Origin of the sequence: Enterococcus sp. 5B3_DIV0040, from assembly GCF_002140755.1 — a bacterium.
GTDB classification, from domain to species: Bacteria; Bacillota; Bacilli; order Lactobacillales; family Enterococcaceae; genus Enterococcus_D; species Enterococcus_D casseliflavus.
Genome location: NZ_NGLC01000001.1, coordinates 1722417 through 1741610, shown reverse-complemented (window position 1 = coordinate 1741610; position 19194 = coordinate 1722417). Strand labels below are relative to the sequence as shown.

Here is a 19194-nt window from a genome sequence, read left to right as displayed (position 1 = left end):
TCATAAAGGAGATTGATCAATATGGAAAAGAAAGATTTTCACGTAGTTGCTGAGACAGGGATTCACGCACGTCCAGCTACATTATTGGTTCAAACAGCAAGCAAATTCAACTCTGATATCAACTTAGAGTACAAAGGTAAATCAGTAAACCTTAAATCAATCATGGGCGTAATGTCATTAGGCGTTGGCCAAGGTTCTGATGTAACTATCACTGCTGAAGGTGCTGACGAAGCAGATGCAATCGCTGCAATCGTAGAAACAATGAAAAAAGAAGGTTTGTCTGAATAATGGTTGAGATGCTAAAAGGAATTGCTGCTAGTGATGGTGTAGCCGTTGCGAAAGCCTACCTGTTAGTACAACCTGATTTATCTTTTTCAAAAGTATCAGTTGAAGATACTGCAGCAGAGGAAGCACGCTTAGATGATGCGTTAGCGAAGTCAACAGCGGAATTACAACAAATCCGTGACAAAGCAGCGCAAACTTTAGGTGAAGCAGAAGCACAAGTATTTGATGCTCATTTAATGGTTCTTTCAGATCCTGAGATGATTGGTCAAATCAAACAAAACGTGACAGATAACAAAGTCAATGCAGAAGCTGCGTTGAAAGAAGTTACTGACATGTATATTGGTATGTTTGAAGCAATGGATGACAATGCTTACATGCAAGAACGTGCAGCTGACATTAAAGATGTCGCAAAACGTATCTTGGCGCATTTGCTGAATGTGACTTTGCCTAATCCTTCAATGATCAACGAAGAAGTAGTCGTTGTTGCGCATGACTTGACACCAAGTGATACTGCACAATTAGACCGCAACTTTGTAAAAGCTTTTGTAACAGATATCGGTGGACGTACTTCTCATTCCGCTATCATGGCACGTTCTCTTGAAATCCCAGCAATTGTTGGAACAATGGAGATCACTGCAAAAGTGAAAGCGGGCGACATCTTAGCTGTTAACGGTATTATCGGTGACGTTATCGTCAACCCGACAGATGACCAAGCAGCTGAATTTGTTGAAGCTGGGAAAGCCTACGCAGAACAAAAAGCAGAATGGGAAAAATTGAAAGATGCTGAAACAGTTACCGCTGATGGCAAGCACTTTGAATTAGCTGCGAACATTGGAACGCCAAAAGATTTAGAAGGTGTCCACAACAATGGTGCAGAAGCAGTCGGTTTATACCGTACTGAATTCTTGTACATGGATTCTCCTGATTTCCCAACAGAAGAAGACCAATACAAAGCATACAAAGCAGTTTTAGAAGGAATGGCTGGCAAACCAGTGGTTGTCCGTACAATGGATATCGGTGGCGATAAAGAACTTCCTTACCTAAAATTGCCTCATGAAATGAATCCTTTCTTAGGCTATCGTGCATTGCGTATCAGCTTATCTGAACTTGGGGATGACATGTTCCGTACCCAACTTCGTGCGTTGTTACGTGCTTCTGCTCACGGCAACTTACGTATCATGTTCCCAATGGTGGCAACATTGAAAGAGTTCCGTACTGCGAAGAAAATGTATGAAGAAGAGCGTCAAAAATTGATTGACGAAGGCGTTGAGGTTTCTAACGAGATCCAAGTCGGAATCATGATCGAAATTCCAGCAGCTGCTGTCTTAGCAGACAAGTTTGCGAAGGAAGTTGACTTCTTCAGTATTGGTACCAATGACTTGATCCAATACACCATGGCTGCAGACCGCATGAACGAGCGCGTGTCTTACTTGTACCAACCATACAACCCATCAATTTTACGTTTGATCAAAAACGTGATCGATTCAGCGCATGCTGAAGGCAAATGGGCTGGTATGTGTGGAGAAATGGCGGGCGATCAAACTGCTGTGCCACTTCTTGTAGGTATGGGCTTAGATGAGTTCTCAATGAGTGCAACATCTGTTCTGAAAACACGTAGCTTAATGAAACGCTTGTCAACGACTGACATGCAAGAATTAGCAAAACGTGCTTTAGAAGATTGCGATACAATGGAAGAAGTTGTTGAGCTAATCGAACAGTATGTAAACTAATCATTTCTAGGCAACAAGCAATTTTGCTTGTTGCCTTTTTTTTGTTATAAGAAGCCTTCTTGTTCGACTTGACTTGCAACAGCCTGCTCGTTTTTTCAGAAAACGAACAATTTTGTCATATCTTTGTATAAAGCTATGATTCCGTAGGTTTTTCACGTATCATGATTAAATGGGGAACAAAATCTAGGACCATGGTAGGAGTATGTCTCCGATTGCCTATGGTATACTAATATCAGATATAAGCATTTCCAAGGAGGAATCATCTTTGAAAGTACTTCTTTATTTTGAAGGAGAAAAATTATTAGCTAAATCAGGTATCGGTCGAGCGTTGGCCCATCAGCAACGAGCACTGACATCTGTCGGGATTCCTTTTACTCTTGATAAAAATGATGAGAACTATGATATCCTTCATATCAACACGTATGGTATCAATAGTATGCACATGGTCAACAAAGCCAAAAGACAAGGGAAAAAAGTGATTTACCATGCCCATTCTACTGAAGAGGATTTTCGGAATTCATTTATCGGCTCAAACCAGCTTTCGCCATTATATAAAAAATATTTGATCAATCTTTATTCTAGAGCCGATCAGTTGATCACCCCGACTCCTTATTCGAAAGAACTTTTGGAAGGGTATGGTATCCAAGTACCGATCGAGGCAATCTCAAACGGCATCGATCTTGACAAATATCAGCCGGATCAAGAGAAAGAAAAAGCCTTTCGCGAGTATTTCAATCTCTTACCAGATCAAAAAGTCATTATATCCGTCGGTTTATTTTTTGAACGAAAAGGCATTCTTGATTTTGTAGAGATAGCTAGACAGTTGCCTGAGTATACGTTTATCTGGTTTGGTCATACACCAATGATGACGATTCCTAAACAGATCCGCGACCTCGTCAATGAAGACCATCCAGAAAATGTGTTGTTTCCAGGTTATATCAAAGGAGACATTATCGAAGGCGCATATTCCGCTGCCGATTTATTCTTCTTTCCTTCTTATGAAGAAACAGAAGGGATCGTAGTCCTTGAGGCGTTAGCCAGTCGCCAAAATGTGCTCGTTCGAGATATTCCTGTTTATAAAGGGTGGCTAAGTAATGGGCACAATGCATACATGGAAAAAACCAATGAAGGATTTATTGAGAAAATCAAAGGAATCGTGGAGGGCACGTTGCCACAATTGAGTGAAGCGGGTTATGAAACAGCAAAGCAAAAGAGTATTGATGAAATTGGGTTTAAATTACAAGAGGTTTATACAAAAGTGATGAATACGGAATGAAGAAACTAATGTAAAGTTTGGAGGTACCGTTTTGAAAATCGGATTTTTTACAGACACCTACTTCCCCCAGGTAAGTGGTGTGGCGACATCGATCAAGACATTGAAAGAAGAGCTTGAGAAAAAAGGCCATAAAGTGTATATCTTTACAACGACCGATCCAAATGCTGATCTGGACGAAGAAGATATCATTCGCATGCCAAGTGTCCCGTTTGTGTCTTTCAAAGATCGGCGAATCGTGGTTCGCGGCATGTTGTATGCCTATTTGATCGCCAAAGAATTAGAATTGGAATTGATCCATACCCATACAGAGTTTGGTTCTGGGATGTTGGGGAAAATGGTGGGGCGTAAATTGCAGATTCCTGTGATCCATACCTACCATACAATGTATGAAGATTACTTGCACTATATCGCAAACGGAAAGGTCTTGCGGCCATCTCACGTGAAATATCTTTCACGGCTATTTGCCAACCACTCGACAGGTGTTGTTTGTCCAAGTGAACGGGTCATCGATACGCTGAGAGGGTATGGTGTGGTTTCACCAATGCGGATCATCCCCACAGGGATCGAAGTTGAGAAGTTTCGCCGACCGGATATTACAACTGACATGAAAAAAGAATTGCGGGAGAAATTGGGCATCACTGAGAATCAACCCATGCTGCTTTCCCTCAGTCGTATTTCTTATGAAAAAAATATCCAAGCAATCATCGACGGCATGCCAGAAATTTTAACGAAGATTCCTGATGCGCAATTAGTGATCGTTGGGAAAGGTCCGCATAAAGAAAAATTAGAAGAAAAAGTGGTGGATATGGCTTTATCTGACCATGTTCAATTTGTCGGTGAAGTGGCAAATGATAAAGTGGCGATCTATTACCATGCTGCCGATTACTTCGTCAGTGCCTCCACATCAGAAACACAAGGACTGACTTACACGGAAGCAATGGCTGCTGGAACACCGTTAGTCGTTGAAGGCAATGACTACTTAAACACCTTGATCGATGATCCGTCTTTAGGCGTCACCTATGAGAGGGATCGGGATTTCGCAAAAGCATTTATTGATTATTATGAACGAAAGATTCCTGCTGATCCCGAAGTTCTTGCTAGAAAAATGTACGAGATCTCGGCATTGCGCTTCGGTGAGTCGATGCTATCTTTCTACCATGACATGGTCGCTTATTATGAAACAGAACGCATCGAAAAAGAAACCGAGCAGACGCTAGAAAAATTCAAAGTAAAATTAAAGGCCTTTCGCCGAACGATCGATTAAACAGAAAATTTTCGCAAGTTCATGTTTTTAGCGTATACTAAAGACATGAACTTTTTTATTTTGGAGGGATCTGCATGAAATTAGGATTTATCGGTACTGGTGTCATGGGTCAAGCGATGGTTGGTCATCTCTTGGCTGCCGGACATACAGTGAATGTTTACAATCGGACGAAAGAAAAAACAGATGAACTCGTTGCGAATGGAGCAATTTGGTGTGACACCCCAACAGAAGTTGCATCAGAAAGTGAAATCATCTTTACAATGGTTGGTTATCCATCCGATGTTGAAGAGGTTTACTATGGGCCTCAAGGGATTTTTCAAACGGCTGTGACGGGCAAAACATTGGTGGATTTTACCACCAGTACACCTGATTTGGCAGAACGAATCTACCAGACAGCGAAGGAAAAAGGAGCAGCGAGTATCGATGCGCCAGTTTCTGGTGGTGATCTTGGTGCGAGAAACGCCACGCTAACGATTATGGTTGGTGGCGATGAAGAAGCTTACCAACAAGTAAAACCACTTTTTGAAGTATTAGGAAAGACGTTTCAACTTCAAGGAGGGGCAGGGAAGGGTCAGCATACGAAAATGGCCAATCAGATCATGATTGCCGGAACCATGACGGGGATGACAGAAATGCTGGTCTATGCGAATCAAGCCGGTCTTGATTTACCACGAGTGATTGACACGCTTTCTGGCGGTGGGGCAGCCAATTGGTCCATGACGAATTACAGTCCTCGTATCCTAAAAGAGGATTATTCTCCAGGCTTTTTTGTCAAACATTTCATCAAAGATTTGGGGATCGCTTTGGATGAGGCCAAGAAGATGGGATTGGATTTGCCAAGCACCGCTTTAGCTAAAAAATTGTATGATCAGTTAGCTGAAAAAGGCTTCGAAAATGACGGAACGCAGGCGCTGATTAAACTTTGGTGGCAAGATGGAAAAAAATCTTAAAATGACAAAAAAAATACGAAAAATCAATGCAAGATAGAGGATGTTTTGATACAATATAACGGACAGAAAAAGGAGGCTTACGAATGAAAAGTTCGCAATTAGTCGCTATCATCAAACGTTTAGAAGCGATGGTCGAAGCGCAAGACAATGAAGTTCAAGTACGTCGTTTTGAAAAAGAAGGCGTCGAAAAATGTACCGTTACTTATGACAATTCGACAGAAACGTTTGAATTAACGGAAGCAGAATCAAGTCAATCTTATCAATTTGATAATGTTGATATTGTAGCCATGGAAATCTATGATTTGATCCAATAAGAATGAGTGGGACATTCGTCGTCGCTTTCTCATTTCTAAACAGCAAGCCTACTTGGGCTTGCTGTTTTTTATTTATCTGCTGCTTTTTCTTGGCGATACAAGTGATTAAGGATGATCCCTAATGGATCGAGATCTTCCGGGGCTAAAGGAAGCGCAGCGCTTGCTGGCGGGAGTGGCTGGAATGTTTCCTCGGGAGAAAGAACTTTTGTTTGGATCAACTTTCCAAAGCTAACTTGATAGTATTTGATTTGAGTCGTCTGTGATCCTGGCTCCTCTAAGTCAAGGAGAATAGAAAAAATCACTTCTGGTTCTTGAATAAACTGATTGACCCTCACGATTTCTTGGTAAAAGCTTTGTGCTAAATGGATCTGGCGCTGCAGTACACTAGCTTGTTCAAACAATAGGTGATCAATCAGATATGACAAGCGTTTTTTAAGGAGTGAAAAACAGTCGGTCTTCTTTCCTGCAAAAAAACAGCCGATCTCCCGCCACTTCTGTTCCAAGGGATACGCATCCATTTGAGGGAGCTGCTTACGTAAGGTCAATAGCGTCAGTTCGTTGACAGTCGGCAATTGAAAGGTTTCTGACAATAATTGAAACAATGTTGGCAATTTTTTTGTTTGCCGAAAGGGGCCATAACTGCCAATTTGTGGTGTTTGAGTGATCGTGAAGGTATGATTCGTCAAGTCAACAAAGCAATAGTTGGCTGAATGGTTCATTTGTCGGTTGTAGATAGGATGAAAAGCTTGGATCAAACGACATTCAAGTAATAGTGCATCCAATTCTGTATCTGTTTCGATCGTTTCAAAATCAACGACATTATAAACAAGTCGAAGCACCTTATTGGCATGCTGCTGATTTTTTCGGAAGTAAGAAACGACACGCTGTTTCAATGATTTGGCTTTTCCTACATACAAGACTTCGTTGTGCTGATCTTTCATTAAATAAACACCAGGCTTTTCAGGCAGTGCATTTGCTTTGTTTTTTAGAAACTCTTTGTTCGGATTCATCGATCGTTCCTCTCCTTCCTTCAAAGAGTAGCAGATGAAGCGTAAGAGAGCAACGATTGCTGGTCATCGACAAGAAAAAATTAGAAATAGAGTGGAAGCAACGCAATGATAAACTTTGACATTCAAAGGAAATTTCTCTATAACGGAAACGGATTATTTTGTCAACTCGCAGCTTTTAAAATCTTAGAAAATCAATTCTTAAATAAAAATGCGCTTAAAAATAAAAAAAGTTCGAAAAAATTCTTGCATTTCTCAATAACTTCCGATATAGTTTGACTATCAAATGATTTGATTATCAAAGTATTCGGATGGTGAAGGTTATGGAACCCAATTTAGAAACAGTTAATGACTACTTAGTCAGCGTCTTTAATGACATCTTAGTGATTGAAGAATCTGAATTGAAAAAATCTCAATTCAAAGACCTTTCAATTACCGAAATGCATACCATCGAAGCCATCGGGATGTACAAAAAAAAGACCACGACTGAAGTTGCCAAAGAGCTTTCGATCACTGTTGGGACTTTGACCATCGCGATCAATCGTTTGGTGAAAAAAGAATATGTAGAACGGATTCGCAGTGAAGATGATCGGCGAGTCGTCAAACTAGGTTTGACGAAAAAAGGAAAACTCCTTTATCGTGTTCATCAGCATTTTCATCGTGAGATGGTGAAGGGTGTCTTGAGTCAGATGTCTCCTGAAGAGGAACAGGCACTGTTGAAAGCACTGAAAAATCTGCATGACTTTTTACAAGATTATAAGTGAGAATAATGGATGAATATGTTTGGAAAAATTACCGCGACTGCAAGTTATGTTCCAGAAAAAATCGTAACAAATGATGATCTATCAAATTTGATGGATACTTCAGATGAATGGATCCATTCTCGCACGGGAATCAAACGAAGAAGAGTCGCTGTCGGCGAAAACACTTCAGACCTTTGTATTCGCGTCGCTCAAACGCTCTTACAAGATGCTCAGCTTTCAGCAGAAAGTCTAGATTTTATCTTGGTAGCGACGATCACACCGGATTTCAATACACCGGCGGTTGCTTGCCAAGTCCAAGGGGCGATTGGGGCAGTCAATGCCTTTGCTTTTGATATCAGTGCAGCATGTGCTGGTTTCGTGTATGCATTGTCTATGGCTGAAAAACTGATTCGAACGGGCGCTAAAAAAGGATTGGTCATCGGTGGAGAAGTACTTTCAAAAGTCTTGGATTGGAACGACCGTTCGACGGCTGTTTTATTCGGAGATGGTGCCGGCGGTCTATTGCTGGAAGCATGTTCAGAGCAGCATTTGCTCAAAGAGTCTTTAAAAGCAGATGGGACGCGAGGCATGTCTTTAACATCTGGTTTTCGAACGAATGAGAATCCTTTTTCACAAAACGCTCCGGCGTATAGTGCTTGTATGCAAATGATTGGACGAGAAATCTTTGATTTTGCGACACGTGATGTGGTCGCCTCGATCAATGATCTGACACAAGATGAAGCAATCGATTATTTTTTGCTTCACCAAGCAAATTCACGTATTTTAGACAAAGTTGCTCGCAAGCTGAAGCAGCCCCGTGAGAAATTTTTGCAAAATATGCAAGATTATGGCAATACTTCGGCAGCCTCGATTCCGTTATTGCTAGATGAAGAAATCAAACGAGGTACACTGTCACTTGGCAGTGGTCAAAAAGTGGTGTTCTCAGGTTTTGGCGGCGGATTGACATGGGGAACTATGTTAGCCACCTTATAACTTGTTCACGAAACAAAATTACTATTGAAAAACACATTGGAGGAATATACACATGGTATTCGAAAAAATTCAAGAAATCGTAGCAGAAGAATTAGGAAAAGAAAAAGAAGAAATCAAATTGAACACAAACATCCAAGAAGATTTAGAAGCAGACAGCTTGGATCTTTTCCAAATCATTAACGAGATCGAAGATGAATTCGATGTGAAGATCGAAACAGAAGATGGTATCACAACCGTTGAAGATCTAGTTAAATATGTAGAAAAACAACAAGCATAAAACAAAGGCTAGGCAGACAGCCTAGCCTTTCCTTTTTAAGAACGTGTTTTTGCTGATTCATAGACGAACTGCAAGAAGCCATGTTCTCCAACGACAACGATCAAAGTAATGAAGGAGTGCAAGATGAAGACAGCCTTTTTATTTAGCGGTCAAGGCGCACAGTACCCCCAAATGGGAGAAGAGCTCTATCACCAAGAAGCCATCGTTCGTGAGACGTTTGAACAAGCCAGCACCATTCTAGGATATGATATGGCCGAGCTATGCTTTACTGAAAACGAACGTTTAAACCAGACGGAATATACGCAGCCTGCCATCTTAACGGTAAGTACGGCTTTTTGGCGACTTTTGGATGCGCAAGGAATCAAAGCAGATGCTGTTGCTGGCTTGAGTTTAGGCGAATATACAGCCTTAGTCGCTAGTGGTGCGCTTGATTTCCAGACAGCAGTCGCATTGGTGCAAAAGCGCGGTCGGTATATGGCAAGTGCGGCGCCAGCAGGTATTGGGAAAATGGTCGCTGTGATGAACACACCTGCTGAAACGATTGAAGAAATCTGTAAAGAAGCCAGTCAAGTGGGGATCGTGACACCAGCGAATTACAATACGCCGCAGCAGATCGTCATTGGCGGTGAAGCGCCGGCAGTGGATAAAGCGGTGGAATTGTTACAAGCTGCTGGAACCAAACGGGTGATTCCTTTAAATGTCAGCGGTCCTTTCCATACTGCTTTGTTGGAACCCGCATCGCAGCAATTAGCACAGGAATTAGCTCAAATCACCTTTGATGAGTTACAAGTACCTGTCATCAGCAATACGACCGCGCAGCCAATGCAGCAAGACCAAATCAAGGAACTGTTGACGCTACAAGTGAAATCGCCAGTGCGTTTTTACGAAAGCATTGCGACACTGAAGCAGCTTGGCATCCAACAAGTCATCGAGATCGGACCAGGAAAAGTATTGAGCGGTTTTATGAAGAAAATAGACAAAGAAATACAGACTGCGCGTGTAGAAGATAGCCAAACGTTGGCAGATACACTAGCCCGATTCAACTAGGAGGAATTTATGGATCTGCAAAATAGAAACGTCTTTGTAACTGGTAGCTCGCGAGGGATCGGTTTTACCATCGCGGAAGCCTTTGCCAAAGAAGGAGCGAATATCGTTTTAAATGGACGAAAAGAAATTCCCCAGTCACTGATCGATCGCATCACCAGCTACGGCGTGAAATGTGTAGCGATCAATGGGGACATTTCTGATTTTGATCAAGCGGCAGCCATGCTTTTAGAAGCAGAAGCGGCAGTCGGACCGATCCACATTTTAGTCAATAATGCCGGGATCACGAATGATAAATTATTGTTGAGAATGAAACCCGAAGATTTTGATTCAGTGATCAAAATCAATTTGACTGGTACCTTCAATATGACGCAGCACGCGTTGAAAAAAATGATGAAGCTGCGAGAAGGCCGCATCATCAATTTGACGAGTGTGGTCGGCTTGACGGGAAATATCGGGCAAGCCAACTATGCGGCAAGTAAAGCTGGCGTGATCGGTTTTACGAAATCTGCCGCTCGTGAAGGTGCCGCTCGGGGGATCACCTGCAATGCGATCGCCCCAGGATTTATCGAAACAGAGATGACTGAAGTGCTGTCGGATAAAGTCAAAGAACAATCATTGGCAAATATTCCATTACAGCGTTTTGGTTCCACACAGGATGTTGCGCAAACAGCAGTCTTTTTAGCAAAAAGCCCCTACATCACTGGTCAGGTGATCAGTGTAGACGGCGGGATGGCAATGCAAGGGTAGGAGGAAGAATAGATGAATCGAGTAGTAGTTACAGGATACGGCGTCACTTCTCCAATCGGAAATGACCCAGAAACATTTTTAGCAAGTTTACAAAACGGGACCAACGGCATCGGCCCGATTACAAAATTTGACGCAGAAGCAACAGGGATCTCAGTTGCCGCTGAAGTCAAAGATTTTCCGTTAGAAAAGTACTTCGTTAAAAAAGATACGAAGCGGATGGATCTTTTTTCCATTTATGGAATTTATGCGGCGTTAGAAGCGATGGAAATGGCGAAGTTAGATACAGAAACCATTGATGTGGATCGTTTTGGCGTGATGGTTGGTTCAGGGATCGGCGGCTTGCCAACGATTCAAGACCAAGTAATTCGGATGCATGACAAAGGAGCAAATCGGGTATCACCAATGTTCGTACCGATGTCGATCGTAAATATGGTTGCCGGCAACATTGCATTACGGGTAGGTGCGAAAGGCATTTGTACGACGACTGTTTCCGCCTGTGCTTCTGGTACCCATTCAATCGGTGAAGCTTTTCGGAACATCAAGCATGGCTACGCAGATGTCATGATCGCTGGTGGTTCAGAAGCGACGATCTGTGAAATCGGTATCGCTGGTTTTGCGTCTCTGACGGCGTTAACCACTGAATCAGACCCTGACAAAGCTTCCGTTCCGTTTGATAAAAATCGTAGTGGGTTTGTCATGGGTGAAGGCGCTGGCGTCTTCATTTTAGAATCATTGGCGCATGCGCAAAAACGGGGGGCAACGATTTTAGGTGAAGTCGTAGGGTACGGTGCGAACTGTGATGCCTACCATATGACTGCGCCAAATCCTGATGGATCAGGTGCTGGAAAAGCAATGAAATTGGCGATGCAAGAAGCATCGATCACCCCAGCTGAAGTTGGCTACATCAATGCCCACGGTACAAGCACGCCTGCCAATGACAGTGCAGAAGCGACATCGATCCAATACGGATTGGGCGAAGACTATAAAAAACCATATGTCAGCAGTACAAAGTCAATGACTGGTCATTTGCTTGGGGCGGCTGGTGGAATCGAAGCCATTGCTTCACTATTAGCATTACAACATCAATTTATTCCACCAACCATCAACGTGACAGAACAAGATCCTGAGATCGACTTGAACGTTGTTATCAATCAAAGCCAACCAGCAGAATTGACCTATGCCATGAGTAATTCACTTGGGTTTGGCGGTCATAATGCAGTGATCTTGCTGAAACGTTGGGAGGAAGCGTAATTGGAAACACATGAGGTAAAAGAGCTGCTCAGCCAATTCGATCAATCGACGTTAACTGAGCTTCAATTAAAAAAAGAGACATTTGAACTTTATTTTAATAAAAATACGACAAGTGGGCTACAAAATGCATCCTCTGCACCTGCAGCGAATGCTGCGCCAACTCCTGTTGCACCAACGCCTGCTGTCTCAGCAACACCGGACACAGTAGAAACGGCAAAACCTGTCTTAGAGGGCAAAGAAGTTGTCTCTCCATTAGTGGGTGTCGTTTATTTGAAACCAAGTCCTGATAAAGACAACTTCAAACAAATCGGCGATCACGTGAAAAAAGGCGATATTCTCTGTATCGTTGAAGCGATGAAAGTCATGAATGAAATCGTCAGCGACGTCGATGGCGAATTAGTTGAAGTCTTGGTTGAAAGCGAACAAATCGTTGAATACAATCAACCATTATTCCGTGTGAAAGAAGGGTAAAGCAATGAGCGCATTAACGATTCAAGAAATCAAAGAAATCATCCCTCATCGTTATCCGATGCTTTTAGTGGATCGGGTAGAGGAGTTAGAAGAAGGCAAACGGGTCGTTGCGAAGAAAAACGTTACTATCAATGAGCCGTTTTTCCAAGGTCATTTTCCCCATGAACCAGTGATGCCCGGAGTATTGATCGTGGAAGCAATGGCGCAAGCAGGTGCTGTGGCATTGCTATCATTGGAAGATTTTCGTGGGAAAACTGCCTATTTTGGCGGTTTAGACAAAGCGAAATTCAGAAAAAAAGTAACACCAGGCGATACCTTGATCTTAGAAGTAGAAATAATCAAAGTGAAATCTGCAGCTGGCATCGGCAAAGGAATTGCCTATGTTGATGGGAAAAAAGTGGCGGAAGCAGAATTGACTTTCATGATTGGATAGGTGAGACATGTTTTCTAAAGTATTGATCGCAAACCGTGGCGAAATCGCCGTACGTATCATTCGCGCTTGTCGCGAATTAGGTATTCAAACGGTCGCCGTTTATTCAGAAGCAGATAAAGAAGCGTTGCATACAGAGCTTGCCGATGAAGCGATTTGTATCGGACCTGCCAAAGCAGCCGACTCTTATTTGAATGTACAGCAGATCCTAAGCGCTGCGATCGTCACAAAGGCTGAGGCGATCCATCCTGGATTTGGCTTCCTTTCAGAGAATAGCCGCTTTGCTGCGATGTGCGAGGAATGCAATATCGTCTTTATTGGGCCAAAGAGTGAGACTATCGATGCAATGGGAAACAAAATCAATGCAAGACGCTTGATGATCGAAGCAGAAGTACCGGTCATTCCCGGAAGCAAAGGCGCGATTTCTGATGTGGAAGAAGCTTTAACGATCGCTGAAGAGATTGGTTACCCAGTCATGCTCAAAGCAGCGGCCGGCGGTGGCGGTAAAGGGATACGGAAAGTCGCCGATAAAGAAGCGTTGCCGCATCATTTTGCTTCGGCGCAGCAAGAAGCAAAAGCGGCATTTGGCAACGATGAAATGTACATTGAAAAAATCATTTATCCTGCTCGACACATAGAAGTGCAAGTGTTAGGTGATTCTTTTGGTAATATTATCCACCTTGGTGAACGCGATTGCTCGCTACAACGCAACAACCAAAAAGTGTTGGAAGAATCCCCTTCTGTGGTGATTTCTGAAAGCAAGCGAGCAGAACTAGGCGAAGCAGCGGTACGTGCCGCACAAGCGGTAGGGTATCGTAATGCTGGCACGATCGAGTTTTTAATGGCGGACACTGGGGAGTTTTATTTCATGGAAATGAACACTCGAATTCAAGTGGAACACCCGATCACCGAAATGGTGACAAACATTGATTTAGTCAAAAAACAACTTGAAGTCGCTAGTGGCGAACCGCTAGGCTTGACGCAAGCAGACATCAAGATGACGGGCGCGGCGATCGAATGTCGGATCAATGCAGAAAATCCAGCCTTCAATTTTGCACCGTCACCAGGCAAGATCAACAATTTGTTTTTACCAAGTGGCGGCCTAGGCGTTCGTGTAGACAGTGCCATGTATTCTGGCTACACGATTCCACCTTATTATGATTCTATGATCGCTAAAGTGATCGTTCACGGCGAGAACCGTTTCGAAGCGTTGATGAAGATGCAGCGGGCGTTAGCCGAATTAGTGACCGATGGTGTCATTACGAATGCAGAATTCCAAATGGACTTGATCAGTCACCCGAAAGTGATTGCGGGAGACTATACAACCGCCTTTTTACAAGAGGAATTTCTGCCAAATTGGACACCTGAACAATAGGAGGGAAGATGAGTGGCTTTATTTAAGAAGAAAAACTACATTCGCATCAATCCTAATCGAGGTCAGCTGCCAACGAACGAACCAGTCGTACCAGATAATCTTTGGGCGAAATGTCCTAGTTGCAAACGAACGCTTTATACGAAGGAGATGGGGGCAGAGAAAGTCTGTCCTCACTGCGGGTATAATTTCCGAATCAGTGCCTGGGAACGGATCGCTATCACGATTGATGAGAAAAGTTTTGAAGAATGGGACACAGATGTAACCACAAAAGATCCTCTTGATTTTCCTGGATATTTGGATAAAGTCGCACAAATGCAAGAAAAAACTGGGTTGCATGAGGCTGTCCTCACAGGAGAAGCAAAAGTTCAAGGATTGCCGTTAGCGATCGGGATCATGGATGCGAATTTCATCATGGGCAGTATGGGAACGGTCGTGGGGGAGAAGATCACCCGTTTGTTTGAACGTGCGATCGAAAAACAGCTACCAGTTGTTCTTTTTACCGCTTCAGGTGGTGCGCGGATGCAAGAAGGAATTTTGTCACTGATGCAAATGGCAAAAATCTCTGCCGCGGTAAAACGCCACAGTAAAGCTGGCTTGTTTTATCTAACGGTTTTAACGGACCCGACAACCGGTGGCGTCACCGCTAGTTTTGCGATGGAAGGGGATATCATCCTGGCAGAACCGCAAGCCTTGATCGGTTTTGCTGGACGACGTGTGATTGAACAAACCATTCGTCAGGAACTACCTGAAGACTTTCAAAAGGCAGAGTTTCTGTTAGATCATGGCTTTGTCGATCAAATCGTTCCGCGGACGAATTTGCGGGAAAAAATCCACCATTTGATTTCTTTGCATACGCGGAAAGGATGGGATCGTAATGACTAGAGCAGCCCACGAAATCGTTGAACTCGCTCGCAGCAAAGACCGTTTGACGGCACTGGATTACTTTGACGGCATTTTTTCTGAGTTTGAAGAGTTTCATGGAGACCGTCTGTTTGGCGAAGATGAAGCCGTTGTTGGCGGCATTGCTTGTTTAGATGGCAAGCCAGTGACCGTGATCGGTATTCAAAAAGGCCGTAATCTGCCTGAAAATTTACGCAGAAACTTTGGCTCGCCACATCCTGAAGGCTATCGCAAAGCGTTACGCTTAATGAAGCAAGCAGAAAAATTTCAGCGACCTGTGGTCACATTGATCAATACAGCAGGGGCGTTTTGCGGTATTGGCGCGGAAGAGCGCGGAGAAGGCGAAGCGATTGCCCGTAACTTGATGGAAATGTCCGATTTAACGGTACCGATCTTGGCAATCATCATTGGTGAAGGCGGCAGCGGCGGTGCCTTAGCACTGGCATTAGGCGATGAGGTTTGGATGATGGAACATTCGATCTATGCCATTTTATCTCCCGAAGGCTTTGCTTCGATCCTATGGAAAGATGGCAGCCGTGCCAAAGAAGCTGCTGGCTTGATGAAGATCACAGCTCAAGAATTATATGAACTCGGTGTTATTGAAAAAGTGATTGCTGAAACCCATGAAGAGGCCTTTTTACCGAAAGAGCAATTGATGGAACAGATGAAAGCGGCAATTTCAAAGAAACTTGCCGAACTTTCTACCTTGCAAACAGATGAATTGCTTGAGGCAAGGTATCAACGTTTTCGCCGATTTTAAAAACTAGGATATCCACTCTGATTAGAGGATGGGTATCCTAGTATTTTTTTATTAAAAGTGTTATTGAATAAATCGTACAAATGGCGAAGTTTTTAGTTTAAAATTTAATTATTCTGTGCTATTATGTATACATTCTGAATATAAGAAGATTATATTGCATAAATATTTGTTTTGAAGAGGAGCGTTTTTAATGAAAAAATTATTTGGAGCACTTGTTGTATTGACGGGGATTTTGGTTTTAGGAGCTTGTGGGAATGGCGGCTCATCGAGTACTGGAAGTTCTAGTGCCAGCGGTTCGGCGGATAATCAATTGGAAGCCATCAAAGCAGCTGGTGTGTTAAATGTGGCAACTTCTGCTGACTTTGCCCCGTTTGAATTTCATGCCTTGATCGATGGCAAAGATACGATCGTGGGCGCAGATATCGATATGGTCAATGAGATCGCTGATCGTCTTGGTGTCGAAGTGAATATTTTGGACCTTGATTTCAATGCTGTTTTGACTGCTTTGCAACAAGGGAAAGCCGATATCGCTGTTTCAGGCATCTCAGCAACTGACGAACGTAAACAGACTTTTGATTTCACCGATAACTATTTTACACCAGAACAAAAATTAGTTGTTAATAAAAACAATGAATCGGCATTTGATTCAATCGAAAGCTTGTCTGGCAAAAAAGTAGGCGCTCAAAAAGGCTCGATCCAAGAAATGATCGTTCAAGATCAATTAGCTGATTCGCAATTGGTTTCCATCGCCAAAGTTCCGAATCTAGTCAATGAATTGAAACAAGGCTCGATCGACGGTTTGGTCCTTGAAAGTGCGGTTGCTGAATCGTATGTTGCACAAAATGATGACCTCGTGATCACTGATGTAGCATTAGAAGCATCTGAAGGCGATTCTTATGCAATTGCTTTACCTAAAGGGAGTACCGAATTACAAGAAGAACTAAACAGTATTTTGAAAGAATTGATTGAAGATGGTACAATCGATGAGTATGTACAAAAGAACACAGATCTAGCCAACGAAAATGCGGCGCAATAGATAGAACGGAGTAGACACAATTATGGATTTATCCTTTTTAGCGATATATTACCCTTATTTTCTTTCTGGTGTGGTGATCACCATCGTGATCTCTATCATCACCGTGATCTTTGGAACGATTCTAGGGGTGATTTTCGCCCTAATGAAATTATCAAAAGTGACGCCTTTGCGCTGGTTTGCTAATGCGTATATTGAAGTCATCCGCGGCACACCGATGCTGGTGCAGATATTGATCGCTTTTGGTCTTTTGCAAGGAATGTTTGCCTTGCCGACGGTCTCGATCGGCGTGTTGAGTCTTGATTTTGGGCGGCTATTTCCTGGGATCATTGCGCTCTCGCTTAATTCTGGGGCATATGTTGCTGAGATCGTCCGAGGGGGAATCAATGCCGTTGATTACGGTCAAACAGAAGCGGCTGGTTCTTTAGGGTTGCGGCCTTTTCAAACGATGCGTTATGTCGTATTGCCACAAGCACTACGCAACATTTTGCCGCCACTAGGCAATGAATTTATCGTTTTGATTAAGGATTCCTCTTTGCTTTCAACGATCGGCATCTACGAGCTGATGAACAGTGCGCAGATCGTTGTCACCAGTTCTTTCCAACCATTAACGCCTTTCTATGTGGCGGCGGTCATTTACTTCATCTTGACGTTTACGACTTCGCGACTATTGAGTTTATGGGAAAAGAAACTAGGCAAAGGCTATCGTCGTTAAAAGGAGAAGACAAGCTATGATGTTAGATATTCAAGATTTACACAAAACCTTTGGCAGCAATCAAGTGCTAAAAGGGATCACAACGACGATCGATCAAGGAGAAGTCGTTGTGGTGATTGGGCCATCTGGGTCAGGAAAAAGCACGTTTTTACGCTGTTTGAACCTATTAGAAGTACCGACAAGCGGAAAAATCTTTTTTGAAGGAACCGATATTACCGATCCAAAGAATGATTTGTATAAGATGCGTGAAAAAATGGGTATGGTATTTCAAAATTTTAATCTTTTTCCGAATATGACGGTTTTAGAAAACATTACTTTGTCCCCGACGAAGGTCAAGAAGGTAGCAAAATCGGCGGCTGATCAGTTGGCAAAACAACTACTAAATGATGTTGGCTTACCAGACAAAGCAAAAGCCTATCCTCAAAGTCTTTCTGGTGGACAAATGCAACGAATCGCTATCGCACGTGCCTTGGCGATGGAACCAGACGTGATGCTCTTTGATGAACCGACTTCAGCGTTAGACCCTGAAATGGTTGGCGAAGTATTGTCCGTCATGCAGCGTTTGGCTCAGCAAGGAATGACGATGGTCATCGTCACTCATGAAATGGGCTTTGCGAAAGAAGTCGCGGATCGGATTTTATTTATGGATCAGGGAATCATTATGGAGGAAGGAACGCCAGAACAGATCTTTGATCATCCGAAAAATCCACGAACCATTGATTTTTTGAGTAAAGTATTGTAAACTGCGAGAAGTTCGCAGTTGTTAGTGATAAATTTGGACCTTTCCTAAGCATCCTTTCAGTAAAAGGATGCTTTTTTGACGGAAAAAAGACTACTTTAAAGAAGTGATAGGACAAACGGTTGTCTTGGCAGGTTCCTTTTTCAGTTCTTTTACAAGAAACCTGCAGAAACTGGCGCACTTGCTAGTATTCAAAAAGATTCTATTGTATAATTACAGGTTGAAGAGGTCTGATCTTGATAGAAACCATCTGCGTGATTGTAGGCAGATCGGACTGTTTCTTTTTAAGGATCGACAATTTGGATCGATGACTAGTCGCCGATTTTTAATACGTGAAGAAATCATGCAGCAAAGGAGATTTTATGTTTTCAAATTATAAACCGACTTGGATGGTCGATGCGATTTATAAAATCACCCCTAGCCAACTAAAGGCACAGGGGATCAAAGGGATTTTGACCGATCTTGATAATACCTTGATTGCTTGGAACAATCCTGACGGAACCGAAGAACTAAAAAACTGGCTACTGGAAATGAAAAATGCTGGGATACCGGTAGTTGTCGTTTCCAACAACAATAGTGAACGAGTGGCACGGGCAGTTGCGCCCTTTGGCTTAAAGTACGTACACCGCGCATTAAAACCTTTTTCAAGAGGGATCAAACAAGGCTATCAGCAATTAGGCTTGAAAAAAGAAGAGGTCGTGATGATCGGCGATCAAATCATGACGGATGTACGAGGTGCCAATCGTGCCGGTGTTCGCAGTATTTTAGTGAAACCAGTGATCCCAACGGATTCTTGGAAAACCCAATTTAATCGAGCCGCAGAAAGAAAAATCATGAACTATTTATTGAAGCACAACCCAGAGTTAAAATGGCGTGGAGGAATTTAA

General features: G+C 42.9%; 22 protein-coding genes. 21 read left to right on the top strand and 1 reads right to left on the bottom strand.

Going from position 1 to position 19194, the window contains the following annotated elements; translation table 11 throughout:
- The first annotated feature begins 21 nt into the window (after positions 1-21).
- The 6 genes from A5883_RS08255 to A5883_RS08230 all read left to right on the top strand — a co-directional run bounded on the left by A5883_RS08255 (position 22) and on the right by A5883_RS08230 (position 5819).
- Entirely contained in the window at positions 22-288 is a 267-nt protein-coding gene (locus A5883_RS08255; protein ID WP_003126335.1) for a phosphocarrier protein HPr, read from the top strand.
- Positions 288-2015: a phosphoenolpyruvate--protein phosphotransferase gene (gene ptsP / locus A5883_RS08250; protein WP_005225882.1), complete on the top strand. Its 1728-nt coding sequence runs from the start codon at positions 288-290 to the stop codon at positions 2013-2015. Before A5883_RS08255 ends, ptsP begins: the two co-directional genes overlap by 1 nt.
- A gap of 265 nt (positions 2016-2280) precedes the next feature.
- Positions 2281-3291: a glycosyltransferase gene (locus A5883_RS08245; RefSeq protein ID WP_086338299.1), complete on the top strand. Its 1011-nt coding sequence runs from the start codon at positions 2281-2283 to the stop codon at positions 3289-3291.
- Positions 3292-3322: 31 nt separating this feature from the next.
- Positions 3323-4555 carry a glycosyltransferase family 4 protein gene (locus tag A5883_RS08240; RefSeq protein ID WP_086338298.1) on the top strand — a complete coding sequence of 411 codons (1233 nt, stop codon included), beginning with the start codon at positions 3323-3325 and terminating at the stop codon, positions 4553-4555.
- Positions 4556-4629: 74 nt separating this feature from the next.
- Positions 4630-5505, top strand: a complete 876-nt coding sequence (locus A5883_RS08235; RefSeq protein ID WP_016610191.1) for an NAD(P)-dependent oxidoreductase — start codon at positions 4630-4632, stop codon at positions 5503-5505.
- Between the two features lie 83 nt (positions 5506-5588).
- On the top strand, positions 5589-5819 hold the full coding sequence (locus A5883_RS08230) for a YkuJ family protein (protein WP_005225886.1): 231 nt from the start codon (positions 5589-5591) through the stop codon (positions 5817-5819).
- 68 nt (positions 5820-5887) lie between these two features.
- Here A5883_RS08230 and A5883_RS08225 read toward each other — a convergent pair whose 3' ends face one another.
- Entirely contained in the window at positions 5888-6829 is a 942-nt protein-coding gene (locus A5883_RS08225) for a GIY-YIG nuclease family protein (protein WP_086338297.1), read from the bottom strand.
- Between the two features lie 320 nt (positions 6830-7149).
- On the opposite strand from A5883_RS08225, the gene fabT reads away from it, so the two are divergent.
- From fabT to A5883_RS08145, 15 genes are all read left to right on the top strand, one after another.
- On the top strand, positions 7150-7590 hold the full coding sequence (gene fabT, locus A5883_RS08220; protein ID WP_008378199.1) for a fatty acid biosynthesis transcriptional regulator FabT: 441 nt from the start codon (positions 7150-7152) through the stop codon (positions 7588-7590).
- A gap of 9 nt (positions 7591-7599) precedes the next feature.
- Positions 7600-8562 (top strand): beta-ketoacyl-ACP synthase III, encoded by a 963-nt coding sequence (locus tag A5883_RS08215; protein ID WP_086338296.1) that lies wholly within the window; start codon positions 7600-7602, stop codon positions 8560-8562.
- 52 nt (positions 8563-8614) lie between these two features.
- Positions 8615-8839, top strand: coding sequence for an acyl carrier protein (locus A5883_RS08210; RefSeq protein ID WP_005225890.1), 225 nt, complete (start codon positions 8615-8617; stop codon positions 8837-8839).
- 123 nt (positions 8840-8962) lie between these two features.
- Positions 8963-9886: an ACP S-malonyltransferase gene (fabD, locus tag A5883_RS08205; protein ID WP_074536437.1), complete on the top strand. Its 924-nt coding sequence runs from the start codon at positions 8963-8965 to the stop codon at positions 9884-9886.
- 9 nt (positions 9887-9895) lie between these two features.
- The gene (gene fabG / locus A5883_RS08200) at positions 9896-10633 is read left to right on the top strand and encodes a 3-oxoacyl-[acyl-carrier-protein] reductase (protein ID WP_008378189.1); all 738 of its coding nucleotides are present in this window, start codon (positions 9896-9898) and stop codon (positions 10631-10633) included.
- Between the two features lie 12 nt (positions 10634-10645).
- On the top strand, positions 10646-11884 hold the full coding sequence (gene fabF, locus A5883_RS08195) for a beta-ketoacyl-ACP synthase II (protein ID WP_005235583.1): 1239 nt from the start codon (positions 10646-10648) through the stop codon (positions 11882-11884).
- The gene (accB, locus tag A5883_RS08190; protein ID WP_086338295.1) at positions 11885-12355 is read left to right on the top strand and encodes an acetyl-CoA carboxylase biotin carboxyl carrier protein; all 471 of its coding nucleotides are present in this window, start codon (positions 11885-11887) and stop codon (positions 12353-12355) included. It abuts the gene before it with no gap.
- Between the two features lie 4 nt (positions 12356-12359).
- Positions 12360-12788 (top strand): 3-hydroxyacyl-ACP dehydratase FabZ, encoded by a 429-nt coding sequence (gene fabZ, locus A5883_RS08185; protein WP_005225895.1) that lies wholly within the window; start codon positions 12360-12362, stop codon positions 12786-12788.
- A 7-nt stretch (positions 12789-12795) separates the two neighbouring features.
- The gene (locus A5883_RS08180) at positions 12796-14160 is read left to right on the top strand and encodes an acetyl-CoA carboxylase biotin carboxylase subunit (protein ID WP_005225896.1); all 1365 of its coding nucleotides are present in this window, start codon (positions 12796-12798) and stop codon (positions 14158-14160) included.
- Between the two features lie 12 nt (positions 14161-14172).
- The gene (gene accD / locus A5883_RS08175) at positions 14173-15042 is read left to right on the top strand and encodes an acetyl-CoA carboxylase, carboxyltransferase subunit beta (RefSeq protein ID WP_005225897.1); all 870 of its coding nucleotides are present in this window, start codon (positions 14173-14175) and stop codon (positions 15040-15042) included.
- Positions 15035-15820, top strand: coding sequence for an acetyl-CoA carboxylase carboxyl transferase subunit alpha (locus A5883_RS08170; protein ID WP_015509573.1), 786 nt, complete (start codon positions 15035-15037; stop codon positions 15818-15820). The genes accD and A5883_RS08170 overlap by 8 nt, the downstream gene beginning before the upstream one ends.
- 190 nt (positions 15821-16010) lie before the next feature.
- Entirely contained in the window at positions 16011-16856 is an 846-nt protein-coding gene (locus A5883_RS08165; protein ID WP_005225899.1) for a transporter substrate-binding domain-containing protein, read from the top strand.
- 22 nt (positions 16857-16878) lie between these two features.
- On the top strand, positions 16879-17568 hold the full coding sequence (locus tag A5883_RS08160; protein WP_005225900.1) for an amino acid ABC transporter permease: 690 nt from the start codon (positions 16879-16881) through the stop codon (positions 17566-17568).
- Between the two features lie 16 nt (positions 17569-17584).
- Positions 17585-18310: an amino acid ABC transporter ATP-binding protein gene (locus A5883_RS08155; RefSeq protein WP_005225901.1), complete on the top strand. Its 726-nt coding sequence runs from the start codon at positions 17585-17587 to the stop codon at positions 18308-18310.
- Positions 18311-18669: 359 nt separating this feature from the next.
- The gene (locus A5883_RS08145; RefSeq protein WP_005225903.1) at positions 18670-19194 is read left to right on the top strand and encodes a YqeG family HAD IIIA-type phosphatase; all 525 of its coding nucleotides are present in this window, start codon (positions 18670-18672) and stop codon (positions 19192-19194) included.